Raw genomic sequence first — 17,721 nt, 5'->3', positions numbered from 1 at the left:
GTACTTTTCCGGCAATAATTTATTGCTGGAGGGTTTGCTATGAAGAAATTGTTCGCTGAGTTTTTCGGAACATTCTGGCTTGTCTTCGGCGGATGCGGCAGTGCCGTCCTGGCTGCAGGCTATCCCGAGGTTGGCATTGGGCTACTGGGCGTATCCCTCGCATTCGGCCTCACGGTGCTCACCATGGCCTATGCGGTGGGCCGCATCTCGGGTGGTCACTTCAACCCGGCCGTTTCCGTCGGCATGGTCATTGGCGGCCGCCTGCCGGTGCATGACCTTTCCGGATACGTCATCGTCCAGGTGCTGGGCGCGACCGCCGCCGCTGCTGTTCTCTATTTCATTGCAACCGGCAGCGGCAGTTTCGTAGCCGGAGGTTTTGCCTCCAACGGGTACGACGAACTCTCCCCAGGCGGCTACTCCATGCCTGCAGCGATCTCCATGGAAGTGGTGATGACCGCCTTCTTTGTCTTCATCATCCTGGCGTCCACGGCCAAAAAGTCTTCCGCCGGATTCGCGCCGATTGCCATCGGCATGACGCTCACCGTCATCCATCTGGTTTCGATTCCGGTGACGAACACGTCCGTCAACCCGGCCAGGTCGACGGGTGTGGCGATCTTCGCAGACACCGCCGCCCTCACCCAGCTCTGGGTCTTCTGGGTTGCTCCGCTTGCGGGCGCCGTCGTGGGAGCGCTGGTGTGGCGGGCGATCTACAAGGACAGCGACTGAGCTCCTGCGTCGCGCTCAGGCCCGGAATCAAAAATGCCATCGCTCAGCGAGCGATGGCATTTCGCATTGTGTCAGGGTCTGATCGAGGATCAGGCCTCGTAGTCGACGTCCTTGGTCTCGGATCCGAGCAGCAGCGAGATCAGCGTCAGGACGGCGGATCCAGCGAGATACATGCCGACCCAGAACGGGCTGCCGCCACCATACTGCCATAGGGCGACCGCGATGAAGGGAGCAACGGCTGCACCGATGATCGAAGACACGTTGTAGGAGATTCCCGAGCCTGTGTAGCGGACGTTGGCCGGGAACAGTTCCGGCAGCAGCGCGCCCATCGGGCCGAAGGTCATACCCATCAGTGAAAAGCCAAGCACCAGCCAGATCAGCGGTCCCCAGCTGCCCAGCTGGAGTAGCGGAACCCAGCTTAGTCCGTAGACCAGGATGAGCGCCGTGACGACGATCAGGAAACCACGACGGCCCCACTTTTCCGCCCAAGGTCCCGACAGCAGCGTGAAGATGCCGAAGAAGACCGCACCCAGCACCATCATCCAAACGAAGTTCGTGTAGTCATAGCCGAGACCGGGCAATGCCGCGTCCATCTTGGCCGTGCCGTAGCTCAGCGAAAAAGCCGTGATGAGGTAGAACAGCACGTAGGTGCTCAGCATGTAGAAGGTGCCGAGGATAAGCTCCTTGGGAAAATCCTTGATGACACTGGTCAGCGGAAGCTTGACCACCTTCTTCTCTTTCACGACCTTGTTGAAGGCCGTGCTCTCGACCAGATGCAGGCGAACCCAGAGGCCGACGATGACCATGACGGCCGAGAAAAGGAAGGGAATGCGCCATCCCCAGGTCAGGAACTCATCCGACGGGCGGTTGGCATGTTCCGATGGCAGCATCGCCGCAATCAGCAGGAACAGCGAATTGGCCACGATGAAGCCCAGCGGGGCTCCGAGCTGCGGGAATGTGCCGAATATGGCGCGCTTACCAGCAGGCGCATTTTCCGTCGCCACAAGAGCGGCACCACTCCATTCACCGCCCAGGGCAAAGCCCTGCGCCAGGCGAAGGACGACGAGGAACAGCGGCGCAAACCAGCCTGCCATTTCATAGGTGGGCAGAACGCCGATCAGAAACGTCGCAATACCCATGGTCAGCAGCGCGCCCACAAGCGTGAACTTGCGGCCGCGCTTGTCGCCCAGATGACCAAAATAGATGGCGCCCAGAGGACGCGCGATCATAGCCGCGCCAAAGATAGCGAAGGATGCAAGCAAGGCCGTAGTGGGGTTGCCAGCCGGGAAAAACAGCAGGGGGAACACAAGCACCGCTGCGGTGGCGTAGACGTAGAAGTCGTAAAACTCGACGGTGGTGCCTATAAGGCTCGCCACCAGCACTCGCGATGGCGAATTCGCCGGAGCAGCCTGACTCAACGGCTCGCCTCCCGCGACCAATTCTTCAGAAACCATTAAAACTCACCTTGGTGAAGCTATTTGTGGCTGGACTGTTAGATCCAAACGCAAATCGGTACGCTAATTAAAATCAATTTATTAACATGAAAATTATCAAAACTGTCCTGCGGACATCTATAAGGTTAGCATAAAATTTCGCTCAGGACATAGGCGCGTGTTCTTTCTTTTCCATGGTTCACAACGTTCTTCCTGTTTATTGCTGGGCCGAGCAGCCGGAGACGTTTATCCACAGAAATCGCGGATAAGCCTGCGTGACGGTGACCTCTACGCGGACAGCAGGAGGCCAAAAGAAAGGGCGAAACCCCTGCAGGTTCCGCCCCGAAACTCACGTCAGTCCGATTTGCTAGATCAACCAGCCAGCATTGCCTTCACCGCATCGATGGCTGCGGCCGCCTTGGAACCGTCCGGTCCGCCAGCCTGCGCCATGTCAGGACGACCGCCGCCACCCTTGCCGCCAATTGCTTCCGAGGCAGCGCGGACGAGATCGACGGCGCTGAAGCGTCCCGTCAGATCTTCCGTGATGCCGACGACGACGCTTGCCTTGCCGTCTTCAGAAGTGCCGACGAAAACAACGACGCCGGAGCCCAATGCACGCTTGCCATCATCGGCGAGCGGCTTCAGGTCCTTCGGTGCAATGCCTTCGACCACGCGGCCCATGAAGGACACGCCGTTCACCGTCTCCTGACCGTCCGATGCGGAACCAGCTGTACCGCCACCAAGGGCGAGCTTGCGGCGGGCATCAGCCAGCTCGCGTTCCAGCTTCTTGCGCTCTTCGACCAGAGCCTCAAGACGCGAAACAACGTCAGCGGGCGCGACCTTCAGAACTGCAGCAGCCTGCTTCAGGCGGTTTTCCTGCTCTTCCAGGTACTCACGGGCGGCTGCACCGGTCAGCGCCTCGATGCGGCGTACGCCGGCGGCAACAGCGCCTTCGGTCACCACATGGACAAGCCCGATATCACCGGTGGAACGGGCATGGGTACCGCCGCAGAGTTCCAGCGAAAAAGTCTTGCCAGCCTTCTCGCCGCGGACCGCCGTGCCCATGGAGACAACGCGCACCTCTTCCCCGTACTTCTCACCGAAAAGAGCCATTGCACCTTCGGCGATTGCGTCATCGACGGACATCAGACGCGTGTTGATTGGCGCGTTCTGCAGAACAATCTCGTTTGCACGCTCCTCGATCTCGGCCAGTTCCGCTTCGGAAATCGGCTTCGGATGCGAGAAGTCGAAGCGCAGGCGCTCCGGTGCGACGAGCGAACCCTTCTGGGCAACATGGGTGCCCAGAACCTCGCGTAACGCCTCGTGCAGCAGGTGGGTGGCCGAGTGGTTGGCGCGGATTTGCGTACGACGTTCGTGATCGACCTTCAGCGCGACCGCCTGGCCGACCTTTGCCGTGCCCTTCACAACCTTGCCGGAGTGAACGAAGAGGCCCTCGCCACGCTTCTGCGTGTTCTCGACCGCGATGGTGAAGCCCTCACCTTCCATGGTGCCGGTGTCGCCGACCTGGCCACCCGACTCCGCGTAGAATGGCGTCTGGTTGGTGACGACGGCCACTGCCTCGCCTTCGGCAGCCGCATCAACCATTGCACCATCACGGACAAGTGCCGCAATCACACCCTCGGCCTCTTCGGTCTCGTAGCCGAGGAACTCAGTGGAGCCGACCTTATCCTTGACGGAGAACCAGATGGCTTCGGTTGCCGCTTCGCCCGAGCCTGACCAGCTTGCGCGCGCTTCCGCCTTCTGGCGTTCCATCGCGGCATTAAACGTCTCGATGTCGACTGAAATACCGCGCTGGCGCAGTGCATCCTGCGTCAGATCGAGCGGGAAGCCGTAGGTGTCGTAGAGCTTGAACGCGGTCTCGCCATCGAGACGGTCGCCTTCAACCAGCGAGGACGTCGCGTCGGACAGAAGGTTCAGGCCGCGCGACAGCGTCTTGCGGAAACGGGTCTCCTCAAGCTTCAGCGTCTCAGTAATCAGAGCCTCGCCGCGCACCAGCTCAGGATAGGCCTGGCCCATCTCGCGCACGAGTGCCGGCACCAGACGCCACATCAGCGGCTCTTCGGCCCCCAGAAGCTGGGCGTGACGCATGGCGCGACGCATGATGCGGCGCAGAACATAGCCGCGGCCCTCGTTCGACGGCAGCACGCCATCGGCAATCAGGAAGCTTGCGGAGCGCAGATGATCGGCGATGACCTTGTGGCTTGCGGCTTGCTTGCCTTCCGCCTTGACGCCGGTTGCCTCGACAGAAGCGCGGATCAGCGCGCGGAAAAGGTCGATGTCGTAGTTGTCATGGACGCCCTGCAGAACGGCTGCGACGCGCTCGAGGCCCATGCCGGTGTCGATGGACGGACGCGGCAGGTTCACGCGCTCTTCCGGCGTCAGCTGCTCGAACTGCATGAACACGAGGTTCCAGATCTCGATGAAGCGGTCGCCATCCTCATCCGGGCTTCCGGGAGGGCCACCGGCAATGTGGTCGCCGTGATCGTAGAAGATTTCGGAGCACGGGCCGCAGGGGCCGGTATCGCCCATGGCCCAGAAATTGTCGCTGGTTGGAATGCGGATGATGCGGTCATCGCTCAGGCCGGCAATCTTCTTCCAGAAATTCGCAGCGTCATCGTCGGTGTGGTAGACAGTGACGAGAAGGCGCTTGGCGTCGAGGCCGAATTCCTTGGTGACGAGGTTCCAGGCGAGCTCGATCGCCGTCTCCTTGAAATAGTCACCGAAGGAGAAATTGCCGAGCATCTCGAAGAAGGTGTGGTGGCGCGCCGTGTAGCCGACGTTGTCCAGGTCGTTGTGCTTGCCGCCAGCACGAACGCACTTCTGCGCCGTTGTGGCGCGGCTATAAGGACGCGTCTCGAGACCAGTGAAGACGTTCTTGAACTGCACCATTCCGGCATTGGTGAACATGAGCGTCGGATCGTTCTTCGGGACGAGCGAACTCGATGAAACGATCTCGTGGCCATTCTTCCGGAAATAGTCGAGAAAAGTCGACCGGATGTCGTTGACGCTACTCATGCTCTGCCTTTGCGAGAAACCCGCCTCTCACAGCGGAATATAAGACCGCAGCCTTGTAGCGCCACCCGAACTGTCTGTCCAGAAATCAGCGCACGACTGGGTCAATCTGTTGTGGCCATGGAGACGCATGGCCTGCTTTGACGCGCCTCCCCAACCCGCGACGTCAGAAGGACCAAAAACACGAAACGCCGCGACCAAGATCGCGACGTTTCAAAATCATGCTTCAATGTGTTGCGTAAGAGCCGGATGCAAAGCTGCCCCAACCCGCTCACACATCAACCTGCGGCAGCGTCGTCGAAATCCTCGCCGCGGGCGTCATCCAGGAACTGTTCGGCGATCAGGCCGGCATTCTGGCGCAGCGTCGTTTCAATCTCGTTTGCCACTTCCGGATTGTCGCGCAGGAACTGCTTGGAATTTTCCCGGCCCTGACCAAGGCGCTGCGAGTTATAGGAGAACCAGGCCCCCGACTTCTCGACCACACCGGCCTTTACGCCGAGATCGATGAGCTCGCCCGTCTTCGACACGCCTTCGCCGTACATGATGTCGAACTCGACCTGCTTGAAGGGGGGAGCAAGCTTGTTCTTGACGACCTTGACGCGGGTCTGGTTGCCCACGGCCTCGTCCCTGTCCTTCACCGAGCCAATGCGGCGGATGTCGAGACGCACCGAGGCATAGAACTTGAGCGCGTTGCCGCCCGTGGTCGTCTCGGGTGAACCGAACATCACGCCGATCTTCATGCGGATCTGGTTGATGAAGATCACCATGGTCTTCGAGCGCGAGATCGACGCGGTGAGCTTGCGCAGCGCCTGGCTCATGAGACGCGCCTGCAGGCCTGGCAGGCTGTCGCCCATGTCGCCTTCGATTTCAGCGCGCGGCGTCAGGGCAGCGACCGAGTCCACGACAATGACGTCGAGCGCGCCGGAGCGCACCAGCGTGTCGCAGATTTCCAACGCCTGCTCGCCCGTGTCCGGCTGCGAGATCAGCAGGTTCTCAAGGTCAACGCCAAGCTTGCGGGCATAGACCGGGTCCAGCGCATGCTCGGCATCGATGAAGCCGCAGATGCCGCCCTTCTTCTGTGCCTCAGCGATGGTGTGAAGCGCCATGGTGGTCTTGCCGGAGCTTTCCGGACCATAGATCTCAATGATGCGGCCGCGAGGAAGTCCGCCCACACCCAATGCAATATCAAGCCCCAGAGAGCCGGTTGAGATCGTTTCGATCTCAACAATCTTTTCGTTCCCGGCGAGGCGCATGATTGAACCTTTGCCGAAAGCTCTCTCGATCTGCGAAAGAGCAGCGTCCAATGCCTTGGATTTGTCCACTGCCTGATCCTCTACAAGCCTCAAAGTATTTTGAGCCATGATACAACACCCTTCTAAGGTCAATGGGCGCGATGCCTAAATGCTTTCAACTTTCCTTTCTGTACACTTTTTGTTCTCTGTGCGCAATCGGCTTTATCCGATTGGTATCAAAATAGATTCCGGACCGTTGCCAATATGTTCTACAGCTTCATTTTTCTCGCCTTCTGTGGTCTGCCGGTCGACGTGACGCACCCCGAAAACAACGATGCGCACAACCATAGGCTGTGCGCATCGTAAGTCTCTTTTCTGCGAAAACTAGCGCAGCGGCGTCAGGCGAATCTCGACGCGGCGGTTCTGGGCGCGGCCTTCCGGCGTCGCATTGGATGCAATCGGCTGGTCGGGACCCATGCCGAAGATCTGGAAGCGGCGCGGGTCGGTGCCCTGCGCGGTCAGGTAATCCGCGACGGAGCTGGCACGGCGCTGCGACAGCTGCATGTTGTGCTGGTAGCCGCCGGTGGAATCCGTGTGGCCATAAACGTCGACAAGCGTCTGGTTGAAGCGCTTGATGACGAGCGCGACCGAGTTCAGCGTGTTGTAGAAGCCCGGCTGGATCGATGCCGAATCCGTCGAGAAGGTGATGTTCGACGGCATGTTGAGGATGATGTAATCACCCTGACGCGTGACGCTGACGCCCGTACCCTGCAGCTGCGCGCGCAGTTCGGCTTCCTGGCGGTCCATGTAACCGCCGATCGCGCCGCCGGCGAGCGCGCCAACACCTGCACCGATCAGCGCGTTACGGCGATCGTCGCCACCGGCCAGAAGGCCAAGGCCCGCACCAGCCAGCGCGCCAAGCGCGGCACCGCCCGCGGTGTTCGAGATCTTCTGGTCCCCCGTGTAAGGATCAGTGCTACAGCCAGCAAGCAGGCCACCGACCATCGTCGCGATTATAACTTTCTTGAGCATGAATAGTCCTCTCCGAATATGTTCTGCATGTGCCGCATGACTGAGCCGAATCTTGCAGCAGGCGTCCCTCATCCTCCTATTAACATAAATGTGGCGAACTGCGGAAAGTACGGGCATTTTTGCCGGGATAATGAGTCGCGACGTCAAACACGCAGCTGAGGCCCTCTTCAATGGTCATTGAGACATCCCCTCCCCGCCGGAGAATCGAGCTGGTCGACTGCGCGCGTGGTCTCGCCCTGGTCGCCATGGCGATCTATCACTTTACCTGGGACCTCGACTTCTTCGGCTATATCGAACCGGGAAGCTCGGTCACTGGCGGCTGGCGCATCTTTGCGCGCTCGATCGCGATCTCTTTCCTCTTCATTGTCGGCTTCAGCCTGTTTCTGGCGAATGGAAACGGGTTCAAGCGCGGACCGTTCTTCAAGCGGCTCGCCCTCATCGTCGCGGCAGCGGTGGCAATCACGGCCGTCACCATGCTTGCAACGCCGGAAGCCTTCATCTTCTTCGGCATCCTGCATCATATCGCCCTGGCAAGCGTGCTGGGCCTGGCGTTTCTGCGGCTGCACTGGGCGCTGGTCATCCTTTCGGGCGCAATCGCGATCGCGCTGCCGCAGTTCATCGAAGGCGGGATCTTCAACCACGAGGCGCTCTGGTGGACAGGCTTTTCCACTAATGTCGGGCCATCGACAGACTATGTGCCGCTTTTCCCGCTGTTCGGCGTGGTGCTCTTTGGCATCGCGGCTGCGCAAATCGGGCAACAGACTGGCCTCAATGTGCGCATGGCGGCACTCCGCTGGCCGGACCGGGTGCCGGTGCTTGGCTTCATCGGCAAGCACAGCCTCGCCTTCTATCTGCTGCACCAGCCGGTTCTGGTGTCGCTCGTCTGGCTTTTCGCGCAGGTTTCCCCTCCACCTGAGCCGGACCAGGGCGCGCTTTTTCTCAATTCCTGCAACGCACAATGCGTAGCTTTCCGTGACGAAACCTTCTGCAACGCCTATTGCGGCTGCCTCCTCGACAAGGCGCAATCCAACAACCTGATGGACCAGTTGTTTGCGGCGGATGAACAGTCCACTCGCCGCCTGCAGGATCTTGCCAATATCTGCCTTATGGAGAACACTGGCCCGCAAGATCAAACGCCGGTGCAGTAACCCGCGGGAGGAAAACGGGTTCGCATCGGCTGTCACGGGAGGAACCGATGACGACGCGTCCATTCGACCAGAACAAGGCAAACCGGGCATCTGATCCGTTCCATGCACCGACAGCCTTCCCCTGGCCGCCGCTGCTTTATCTCGGGGCACTTGCGATTGCAGTGCTGCTGCAGATCTTCCTCCCGGCGCCATGGTTCGGACGACCACTGTCCGACATTCTCTTTGCCGTCGGATGCCTCTTAATCGTTGGTGTAGCAGCGCTCTACATCAGTGCGATAAGTGCCTTGCGACGGGCAAAGACGACCATTCGGCCGCACGCTGGCGCCACCCATCTCGTCACCAGCGGTCCATTCGCGATCAGCCGCAACCCGCTATACCTAGGCAATTCGGTTCTGATGTTCGCCGTCGGCTTCGTTTTCGGCAATGCCTGGTTCCTGCTCCTCGGCGTTCTCGCCTCCATTGCCACGAACAAACTGGCCGTGGAGCCGGAAGAGCGACACCTTGAGGCCCGCTTCGGCAAGGCCTATCGCGATTACAAGAAGAAGGTGCGGCGCTGGATTTAGCAGGGTCGAACGGAAGTTCGGCCAGCTCTCTCCTTCGTGGTCCGACAAGCTCACCATAAAGGGAGAGAGGAAAGCCAGCCTCAGGTTTTTACACCAAGTTCTGCGAGGCGTTCGACGCAGAGTTCTTCCGCCTCATCGAGCTCCTGCAAAAGCTCCTCCAGATCGCGGCGCTTCTGGCGCAGCTCCTGACGGGTACGGTCGATCTCGTTCAGCATGCCGCCCAGTTCGCCCAGGTGCTCGGGCAGCGGACGGTAGATCGCCAGCAGCTTGCCCACCTCTTCCACCGAGAACCCCACCTTGCGAGCGCGCAGGATGCGGCGCAACATCTGACGATCGGCATGGGAATAGAGACGCGTGCGCCCTCGCCGCGTTGGCTTGATCAGTCCTTCGTCCTCGTAGAAGCGCAGCGTACGCGTCGTGATCCCGAACTCCTTGGTGAGCTCGGTGATGGAATAGTACTCATGGATCATTATTGGCACCTTTCGGCGCGACAATTCAGCTGCTTTACGTAAAAGTCAATCTTCCGGTAGTAGGATGAAAGCTCGTCGCCGGGTCAGCAATGGCATCGGCAATTGTGGAAATTCCGCTGGTCCCGGTGTCGGCAGCGGCGCCATAAGGGAACTGAGCGTTTCCCATGAGCAGAAAATACATTAAGAGAGCGCCTAACGCCCGGTCAGCATGGCCGCAGAATGCGCAAGTTCCTGTTCAAGACGACGAACGGAACCGGAACACGTTTAGCTTTGCCCGAGAATTCGTGGCAACATCAGCGGTGATTCGCGAGGCAGTAATAGTTTATGGACGATAGCAACGACCTTTTCACCGGCCTGCCGATTTCCGGGGGCGTAAAGCAAGCTACAATTCCTGCGACCGAGCGTCAGCCAGCTGCCGCCCGCGCCACCACCGTGCGCGACGCAACCGACAGCTATAGCGCAGCCGATATCGAAGTCCTGGAAGGCCTCGAGCCAGTGCGTCGCCGCCCGGGCATGTATATCGGCGGCACGGATGAAAAGGCGCTGCACCATCTGTTCGCGGAAGTCATCGACAACTCGATGGACGAGGCCGTTGCCGGCCACGCTACCTTCATCGAAGTCGAGCTCGATACGGAAGGGTTCCTGACGGTCACCGACAACGGTCGCGGCATCCCGGTCGATCCGCATCCGAAATTCAAGGACAAGTCGGCGCTTGAAGTCATCATGACGACGCTGCATGCCGGCGGCAAGTTCGACTCCAAGGTCTATGAGACCTCGGGTGGTCTGCACGGCGTCGGTGTTTCGGTGGTGAACGCGCTTTCGGAGCTTCTGGAAGTCGAAGTTGCGCGCGGCCGCAAACTCTACCGCCAGAGCTTCTCGCGCGGCAAGCCGCTGGGCGGCATCGAGCAGGCTGGAGACATCCATAACCGGCGCGGCACACGCATCCGGTTCAAGCCTGATGCCGAGATCTTCGGCTCCCACGCCAAGTTCGATCCCGCCACAATCTACCGCATGGCTCGCTCGAAGGCTTATCTGTTTGGCGGCGTCGAGGTTCGCTGGAGCTGCGATCCGTCTCTCCTCGGTGAAAAGAGCAAGGTTCCGGAAAAGGCAAGCTTCCACTTCCCCGGCGGCTTGAGAGACTTCCTCGAGGCTTCGCTTGATGGCGCTTTCCAGGTCACCAAGGAAATCTTCTCCGGCCGCACGGAAAAGCAGAGCGGTCACGGCGCGGTGGAATGGGCGATTACCTGGTACGGCGGCGATCCGTTCCTCAATTCCTACTGTAACACCATCCCGACGCCGGAAGGCGGCACGCACGAGATGGGCCTGCGCGTGGCACTCCTGAAGGGCCTGCGCAATTACGCGGAAATGACGCAGAACAAGCGCGCATCGATCATCACGGCGGAAGACGTGATGATTTCGGCGGCCGGCATGCTCTCGGTCTTTGTGCGCGAGCCCGAATTTGTTGGCCAGACCAAGGACAAGCTCGCTACCGCGGCCGCAACGCGTATCGTGGAAAACGCGCTGCGCGATCCATTCGACCATTGGCTCACCAGCAATCCGGCGGAAGCAAACAAGCTGCTGGACTGGGTGATTGCGCGCGCGGACGAGCGCCTGCGCCGCCGCCAGGAAAAGGAAGTCAGCCGCAAGACGGCGGTGCAGAAGCTCCGCCTCCCCGGCAAGCTGGCCGACTGCTCGGCGACCGCTGCAGCTGGTGCTGAAATCTTCATCGTCGAGGGTGACTCGGCAGGTGGTTCAGCCAAGCAGGCGCGCAACCGCGTCAATCAGGCGGTGTTGCCGCTGCGCGGCAAGATCCTGAACGTCGCCAGCGCCGGTTCGGGCAAGATGGCCGGAAGCCAGACCATCACCGATCTCATCCAGGCGCTCGGCTGCGGTACGCGCAACAAGTATCGCGAGGAAGACCTGCGCTACGAACGCGTGATCATCATGACCGACGCGGACGTGGACGGCGCGCACATTGCATCGCTGCTTATCACCTTCTTCTACCAGGAGATGCCGCAGCTTATCCAGAACGGGCACCTGTTCCTCGCCGTCCCGCCACTCTACCGCATCAGCCAGGGCGGCAAGACTATGTATGCCCGCGACGATGCCCACAAGGACGAGTTGCTGCGCACCGAGTTCACGGGTCGCGCCAAGATCGAGATCGGACGTTTCAAGGGTCTGGGTGAAATGATGCCGGCCCAGCTCAAGGAGACGACCATGGATCCGAAGCACCGCACAATCCTGCGGGTGGAGGTGATCGAGTCGCCCGACGCGACCAAGGATGCAGTGGAAGCGCTGATGGGCACCAAGGCCGACGCCCGCTTCCGCTTCATCCAGGAAAACGCCGAGTTCGTTGAAGAGCTCGACATCTAAGTTTCCAAGTGCCCCGCTGGTCGGGGCACTTTTTTATGCTCGGCTCTGACTATTTTTGAACACGGCAAGCTGTGCGGCGAAGGCCCGTTGGTAGGCGGGACGCGCCGTTCCTCGCGCGACGTATGCTGCGAGGTTCGGGAATCGTTCCACGATGCCGTCGCCGTCCAGACGCCGCAGGACCATCACCATCATCAGATCACCGGCGGTGAACTCGTCCTCCAGCCATTCACGGTCGCCGAGCCAGACCGAGAGTGACTTGAGACGCCGCACGATGGCGCGTTCCATGAGAGGAATACGCTCCTCGTGCCAGCTCCTGTCCCGCTCCATGAGTGACGTCTGCTCGTATTCAACGATGGGCGGTTCGACCGTGTTCAGCGCGGCGAACATCCACATGATCGCCCTCGCCCGTCCATTGGGATCTGGCGGCAGGAGCCCGCCGAAGCGTTCCGCGATGTGGAGGATGATCGCACCCGACTCGAACAGCTTGAGGTCGCCCTCCTCAAACGTAGGAATCTGGCCGAAGGGGTTGCGCTCCCGGTGCGCCGGTTCCTTCAGTGCAGCAAAGGACATCAGGCGGACATCATAAGGCTGCCCCACCTCCTCCAGCGCCCAGCGCACACGCATGTCGCGCGCAAGGCCCTGCCCCTCGTCGGGCGAGGCCTCAAATGCGGTGATGGTGATTGTCATCGTCACTCTCCCTTGGCTTGTCCTTCTTAGGACGTTTTCCACAGGAGATCGCCGACATTAAGCGGCAGCGAGCGCCCAGGCCTCACTGCGCGCGTTGCGGCGGAGTTCCTCAAGGAAGATGCGGCGCAACAGAGACGCCAGCGCGATGCGCTCCTGCTCGCCACCTTCGGTGCTCTTCTCAAGCGTCGCAAGCATGGAGCGGGCGATCTCCTGCGGTCCGTGCAGGCAGCGGCCAGCTTCCACATCGCGACAGATCTTCAGCGCCGTCAGGATCGGCTCGTGTGTAACCGCCCGCAAGCCAGCCTGGCGGAAGACCGAAAGCAGCGAGCGAGCGCTGCCCTTCTGCAGGAGCGCATTCATCTTGGCTTCTGGAGTACCGGTGACGGAGGACAGGGCCGCCGCCAGAAAGCCGGTCTTGCCATAGGCCACCGCACGCACCAGCAACGAGGATGTCAACTCGCCTGCCTCACGCATGCGGGCAACGAGTTGCGCATGGTCCGTCGGCTTTGCATGATCAACAAGGGCGAGCGAGGCATCGCTGCGGGCGTTTGATACAACGGCCCTGGCGCCTTGCGCTCCAAGGATCTTTGCCACAAAGGGTGACGCGCTCAGCGCCTCGCTCGCACGCTGCAACAGCAGGTGCCGGCAATGGGCTGGCAGGCCTTCACGCTTCAGCAGGAGCGAGCGTAAATGACAATCGTCCCCGTGACGCTCGATCATCCGACGCAGGCTTTCGGCTGGAATGTGGACGCTGTTCTTGCTGACAAGCACAGCGCAGGCGCGGGCACAGGCCACGTCCGCGAGTGTGGCGATGACACGTTGCGAGAGCCCTGCCCTAGAAGCCACCGCCGCCTGAATTTCGGACTGTGCCGTGTTGGTCAGGATGTTGATCAGATCGCTGTCGGTCAGAAGCGGCGAATGCAGGATGACGGGAGCCGCCACCTCGTGCTGGTCGCCTGCAAGCGCCGTCACGACTTCAAGCGGCGCCCTGGTGCTCGTGCAGAGCGCTTCGCTCATGGCGATCCGGACCTTGGGCGAAGGATCATCCAGCAGAAGCGTGAGTGCTGCCTGGGCAGCCATGCGCTGTTCGAGGGTCAGATCGCGTTGAATATAGGCGCGCGACAGGGCTGCAGCCGCAGCTATCCGTTCCGGCACACGTGCCGTCTCTCTCCACCTGAGGAAGTTCGCAATTACGCTCACGATAGTCCAAGCCCCACTAACAGGAAGGCAGAATAGGACCAAATCGTATAGGAAGAGTTTACCTTAATGGGTGGTTACCCAGCACCATGAAGAGGTGCGGCGCACGAATAAGTCCGCGCGCCGAGTTCGAAGTCGATCAGCTCTCAGACCAAGGGCCCGAATATTCGCTCACCAGGCCAGCAACGTCCGGTCGCGGGCGGTCCGGCGTGTTGCGCGGATGGCTGCCGATGTGGACGAAGCCGATCACGCGTTCGTGGGGCGCGAGGCCAAGGATGCGGCGCCCCTCCTCCTTGTCGGAGTACCAGTTGGTGATCATGTTCGTGCCGAAACCAAGTGCGTTGGCCGCATGCATGAGGTTCAGCGCCACCATCGCGCCCGAGAGGAACATCTCCCACTCAGGGAACTTGATGCTTTCCTTCGGGCTTGAGACGACGCCGATCACCAGAGGTGCACGGGAAAAGCGGGTCAGCTCCTGCTGCCGCCTTGCGTCGCTCAGCGGTCCCTCCAGCTTTTCGGCCAGTTCCGCCAGCTTCTCGCCAACCTCGACGCGGCTCTCGCCCCTATAGAGGATGAAGCGCCAGGGCGTCAGCATCCCGTGGTCGGGGACGCGCGTTGCCACGCGGAGAATCGTTTCGATCTCCTCCGCATTGGGGCCGGGTTCGGAGAGTTCTTGGATGGGAGCAGAACGACGCGCAAGCAGGAAGTCTAAGACGGGCTTATCCACCTTGTACCTTTCACTTCATGGACGGAAAATGAGCCTTGAATTTGCCACCACCTTGCGGTTCAAAGCAAGCATGAGGATTTCATCGCGATTTGTCATTGCAGCGTGTTGTGCGGCGTTCGTCGGGATGAATCCCGGGCTCGTTGCCGCCCAGGAAGAACCTGCGCCAAATACCTTTGCGCCGCCCGCTAACGGCTATGCGCCGGTGTTCCCGCTGGCGCAGGAACCGATCCGCGGCAATCTCACGCTTTCAGCGAAGCTCAGCGAGGACGCCGAAGCTGTCGTGCCCTCAGGCCTCGTCTGGCGGGTCTTTGCTCCGGAACCTGATGAAAGCGGCAAGCTGCCGCTGCTGGCTTCTGCCGAGGGTGGCACGAGCACATTCGATCTCGAGCCCGGTGTCTATCTCGTGCATGCCGCCTATGGACGTGCAGGCGCGACCAAGCGCATCCGCGTGGGCTATGATTCCAAGGAAGAGCAGTTCGTGCTGGATGCCGGGGGGCTGAAGCTCGACGCCGTGCTTTCAGGCGGCGGACGCATTTCGCCCGATCTGCTGCGCTTCTCCATCTACGATGGAAGCGGCGAAAGCGGTGGCGATCGATCGCTGATCATCCCGAACGTCGAGCCGAACAAGATCGTCCGCCTGAAGGCCGGCACTTATCATATCGTCTCAACGTACGGGAACGTGAATGCCGTGGTGCGCTCCGACATCCGCGTCGAGGCCAACGAACTGACCGAAGCGTCCGTGGAGCACCGCGCGGCGCAGCTCACCATGAAGCTGGTGCGTGAACCCGGCGGCGAGGCCATCGCGGATACCGCATGGTCAGTGCTGAACGAAAGCGGCGAGATGGTGCGTGAGACGGTCGGCGCCTTTGGCTCCATGGTGCTCGCCGAAGGCCAGTACACGGTGATCGCCAAGAACCGAGATCGCCTCTACCAGAAAGACCTGACCGTCATTCCCGGCAGCAACCAGGATGTCGAACTCCTGCCGCAGGATCTGCTTAACCCGAACAATGAAGACGAAGACGACGTCGACTACGACTACATAGATTAGGTCGATTGAGGCAGCTTTCCTGAGCTCATGAAAAAGGCCGGTGCGAGACCGGCCTTTCGTATTCTTGATCAGGCGTCCTGCGCCCGAGCCCGGCGGATATCGGGCGGGGTCGCTTCATCCTTCAGCAGCGACAGCGCTTCGTCGAGCGACATCGACGTCTGGTCACGGCTGCCAAGACGGCGGACGTTTACCGAGCTTTCCTCAGCCTCACGCTTGCCGCAAACGAGAATGACCGGAACCTTGGCCAGCGAGTGCTCGCGGACCTTGTAGTTGATCTTCTCGTTGCGCAGGTCTGCCTCAGCGGCAAGCCCAGCCGCCTTGAGTTTCGCCACGACGGACTTCGCGTAATCGTCCGCATCTGACGTGATCGTCGCGACCACAACCTGCAGAGGCGCCAGCCAGAGCGGGAAATGACCGGAGAAGTTCTCGATCAGGATGCCGAGGAAACGCTCCATCGAACCGCAGATCGCGCGGTGGACCATCACCGGCTGACGCTTCTCGGAGTTCGCATCAATGTAGAAGGCGCCAAAACGCTCCGGCAGGTTAAAGTCCACCTGCGTCGTGCCGCACTGCCATTCACGGCCGATCGCATCACGCAGGGTGTACTCGAACTTCGGACCGTAGAACGCGCCCTCACCCGGCAGAATGCCGGTCTTGATGCGGCCGCCAGACTGTTCCTCGATCTGCTTGAGAACACGCATCATGATCTCTTCGGCGTGATCCCAGTTCTCGTCGGAGCCGACGCGCTTCTCGGGACGCGTCGAGAGCTTCACGACGATCTCCTCAAAGCCGAAGTCCTCGTAGACAGAGAGGATCAGGTCGTTGATCTTCAGGCATTCCTCGGCGAGCTGCTCTTCCGTGCAGAAGATGTGCGCGTCATCCTGCGTGAAGCCGCGAACGCGCATCAGGCCATGGAGAGCGCCCGAAGGCTCGTAGCGGTGAACGGTGCCAAATTCTGCAAGGCGAATCGGCAGTTCGCGGTAAGACTTCAGGCCGTGCTTGAAGATCTGCACGTGTCCGGGGCAGTTCATCGGCTTCAGGGCGAAGATGCGCTTGTCCTCGGCATCATCACCGGCCGACTGCACGGCAAACATGTTCTCCTTGTACCAACCCCAGTGACCGGACGTCTCCCACAGGCCGTGGTCGAGCACCTGCGGTGCGTTGACCTCTTCGTAGTCGTCGGCCAGGCGGCGGCGCATGTAGGACACCAGCGTCTGGAACATCTTCCAGCCCTTGGAGTGCCAGAACACGACGCCCGGGCCTTCTTCCTGGAAGTGGAACAGGTCCATTTCGCGGCCGAGGCGGCGGTGGTCGCGCTTCTCTGCTTCCTCAAGCTGGTGCAGGTAAGCGTCCAGCTGCTCCTGCGTCGCCCAAGCCGTACCATAGATACGCGTCAGCATCGGATTGTTGGAGTCGCCGCGCCAGTAGGCGCCGGCCACCTTCATCAGCTTGAAGGCCTTACCAACCTGGCCGGTCGAGGCCATGTGCGGGCCACGGCAGAGATCGAACCAGTCGCCCTGGTAGTAGATCTTGACGTCCTGATCTTCAGGAATGGCGTCAACCAGCTCGACCTTGTAGGCCTCGCCCTTCTCGGCAAAGACCTGCTTGGCCTTGTCGCGGGACCACACTTCCCTGGTGAACGGCTTGTTGCGGTCGATGATCTCGCGCATCTTCTTCTCGATAGCGGCGAAATCTTCGGGCGTGAACGGCTCGTTGCGGGCAAAGTCGTAGTAGAAGCCGTTGGCGATGACCGGTCCGATGGTCACCTGCGTTCCCGGCCACAGTTCCTGCACGGCCTCTGCCAGCACGTGGGCGCAATCGTGGCGGATCAGCTCGAGCGCACGCGGATCGTCGCGCGTGATGATCTCGAGCCTGCCATCGGAGCCAACCGGCTCGGCAAGATCGCGCACCTCACCGTCGAGCGCATAGGCGACGGACTTCTTGGCAAGCGACTTGGAAATGGATTCGGCGATAGCGGCGCCGGTGATCGCGGCGTCGTAGCTGCGAACGGAACCATCGGGAAATGTAAGGGAAACGGCTTCAGCCATGGAA

The 17,721-nt window shown here is 60.7% G+C and carries 14 protein-coding genes; 5 read left to right on the top strand and 9 right to left on the bottom strand.

Features of this window, described 5'->3' with window-relative positions:
• Positions 1-39 precede the first annotated feature (39 nt).
• Positions 40-726, top strand: coding sequence for an aquaporin Z (gene aqpZ, locus IEX27_RS00915; RefSeq protein ID WP_188719047.1), 687 nt, complete (start codon positions 40-42; stop codon positions 724-726).
• Between the two features lie 89 nt (positions 727-815).
• Here the strand turns inward: aqpZ and IEX27_RS00910 are convergent, their stop codons facing one another.
• The 4 genes from IEX27_RS00910 to IEX27_RS00895 form a co-directional block, all read right to left on the bottom strand.
• Positions 816-2,180 carry an MFS transporter gene (locus tag IEX27_RS00910; protein WP_188719046.1) on the bottom strand — a complete coding sequence of 455 codons (1,365 nt, stop codon included), beginning with the start codon at positions 2,178-2,180 and terminating at the stop codon, positions 816-818.
• Positions 2,181-2,531: 351 nt separating this feature from the next.
• Positions 2,532-5,195 (bottom strand): alanine--tRNA ligase, encoded by a 2,664-nt coding sequence (gene alaS / locus IEX27_RS00905; RefSeq protein WP_188719045.1) that lies wholly within the window; start codon positions 5,193-5,195, stop codon positions 2,532-2,534.
• Positions 5,196-5,470: 275 nt separating this feature from the next.
• On the bottom strand, positions 5,471-6,553 hold the full coding sequence (gene recA, locus IEX27_RS00900; protein ID WP_188719044.1) for a recombinase RecA: 1,083 nt from the start codon (positions 6,551-6,553) through the stop codon (positions 5,471-5,473).
• A 255-nt stretch (positions 6,554-6,808) separates the two neighbouring features.
• Positions 6,809-7,456: a YiaD family glycine zipper/OmpA-like lipoprotein gene (locus IEX27_RS00895; protein WP_188719043.1), complete on the bottom strand. Its 648-nt coding sequence runs from the start codon at positions 7,454-7,456 to the stop codon at positions 6,809-6,811.
• A gap of 170 nt (positions 7,457-7,626) precedes the next feature.
• Between IEX27_RS00895 and IEX27_RS00890 the strand changes: the two genes are divergently transcribed.
• Together IEX27_RS00890 and IEX27_RS00885 are read left to right on the top strand one after the other, a co-directional pair.
• Positions 7,627-8,604, top strand: coding sequence for a heparan-alpha-glucosaminide N-acetyltransferase (locus IEX27_RS00890; protein ID WP_188719042.1), 978 nt, complete (start codon positions 7,627-7,629; stop codon positions 8,602-8,604).
• A gap of 47 nt (positions 8,605-8,651) precedes the next feature.
• Complete coding sequence (locus IEX27_RS00885; protein ID WP_188719041.1) at positions 8,652-9,167, top strand: methyltransferase family protein; 516 nt, start codon at positions 8,652-8,654, stop codon at positions 9,165-9,167.
• Positions 9,168-9,247: 80 nt separating this feature from the next.
• Here IEX27_RS00885 and IEX27_RS00880 read toward each other — a convergent pair whose 3' ends face one another.
• On the bottom strand, positions 9,248-9,634 hold the full coding sequence (locus tag IEX27_RS00880; protein ID WP_188719564.1) for a MerR family transcriptional regulator: 387 nt from the start codon (positions 9,632-9,634) through the stop codon (positions 9,248-9,250).
• A 327-nt stretch (positions 9,635-9,961) separates the two neighbouring features.
• On the opposite strand from IEX27_RS00880, the gene parE reads away from it, so the two are divergent.
• Entirely contained in the window at positions 9,962-12,010 is a 2,049-nt protein-coding gene (gene parE / locus IEX27_RS00875; protein ID WP_188719040.1) for a DNA topoisomerase IV subunit B, read from the top strand.
• 33 nt (positions 12,011-12,043) lie between these two features.
• On the opposite strand, the gene IEX27_RS00870 is transcribed toward parE, so the two are convergent.
• The 3 genes from IEX27_RS00870 to IEX27_RS00860 all read right to left on the bottom strand — a co-directional run bounded on the left by IEX27_RS00870 (position 12,044) and on the right by IEX27_RS00860 (position 14,621).
• Positions 12,044-12,697, bottom strand: coding sequence for a glutathione S-transferase family protein (locus IEX27_RS00870; RefSeq protein WP_188719039.1), 654 nt, complete (start codon positions 12,695-12,697; stop codon positions 12,044-12,046).
• Between the two features lie 57 nt (positions 12,698-12,754).
• Positions 12,755-13,897 (bottom strand): DUF2336 domain-containing protein, encoded by a 1,143-nt coding sequence (locus IEX27_RS00865; RefSeq protein WP_188719038.1) that lies wholly within the window; start codon positions 13,895-13,897, stop codon positions 12,755-12,757.
• A 136-nt stretch (positions 13,898-14,033) separates the two neighbouring features.
• Positions 14,034-14,621, bottom strand: a complete 588-nt coding sequence (locus tag IEX27_RS00860) for a nitroreductase family protein (protein WP_188719037.1) — start codon at positions 14,619-14,621, stop codon at positions 14,034-14,036.
• Positions 14,622-14,649: 28 nt separating this feature from the next.
• Between IEX27_RS00860 and IEX27_RS00855 the strand changes: the two genes are divergently transcribed.
• On the top strand, positions 14,650-15,669 hold the full coding sequence (locus IEX27_RS00855; protein WP_188719036.1) for an RgsD C-terminal domain-containing protein: 1,020 nt from the start codon (positions 14,650-14,652) through the stop codon (positions 15,667-15,669).
• Positions 15,670-15,737: 68 nt separating this feature from the next.
• On the opposite strand, the gene thrS is transcribed toward IEX27_RS00855, so the two are convergent.
• Complete coding sequence (gene thrS, locus IEX27_RS00850) at positions 15,738-17,717, bottom strand: threonine--tRNA ligase (RefSeq protein ID WP_188719035.1); 1,980 nt, start codon at positions 17,715-17,717, stop codon at positions 15,738-15,740.
• Positions 17,718-17,721: the final 4 nt, after the last annotated feature.

The sequence above is a fragment of the Nitratireductor aestuarii genome, from assembly GCF_014641695.1.
Lineage (GTDB): Bacteria > Pseudomonadota > Alphaproteobacteria > Rhizobiales > Rhizobiaceae > Chelativorans > Chelativorans aestuarii.
This window is presented reverse-complemented; position numbering and strand designations above follow the sequence as displayed.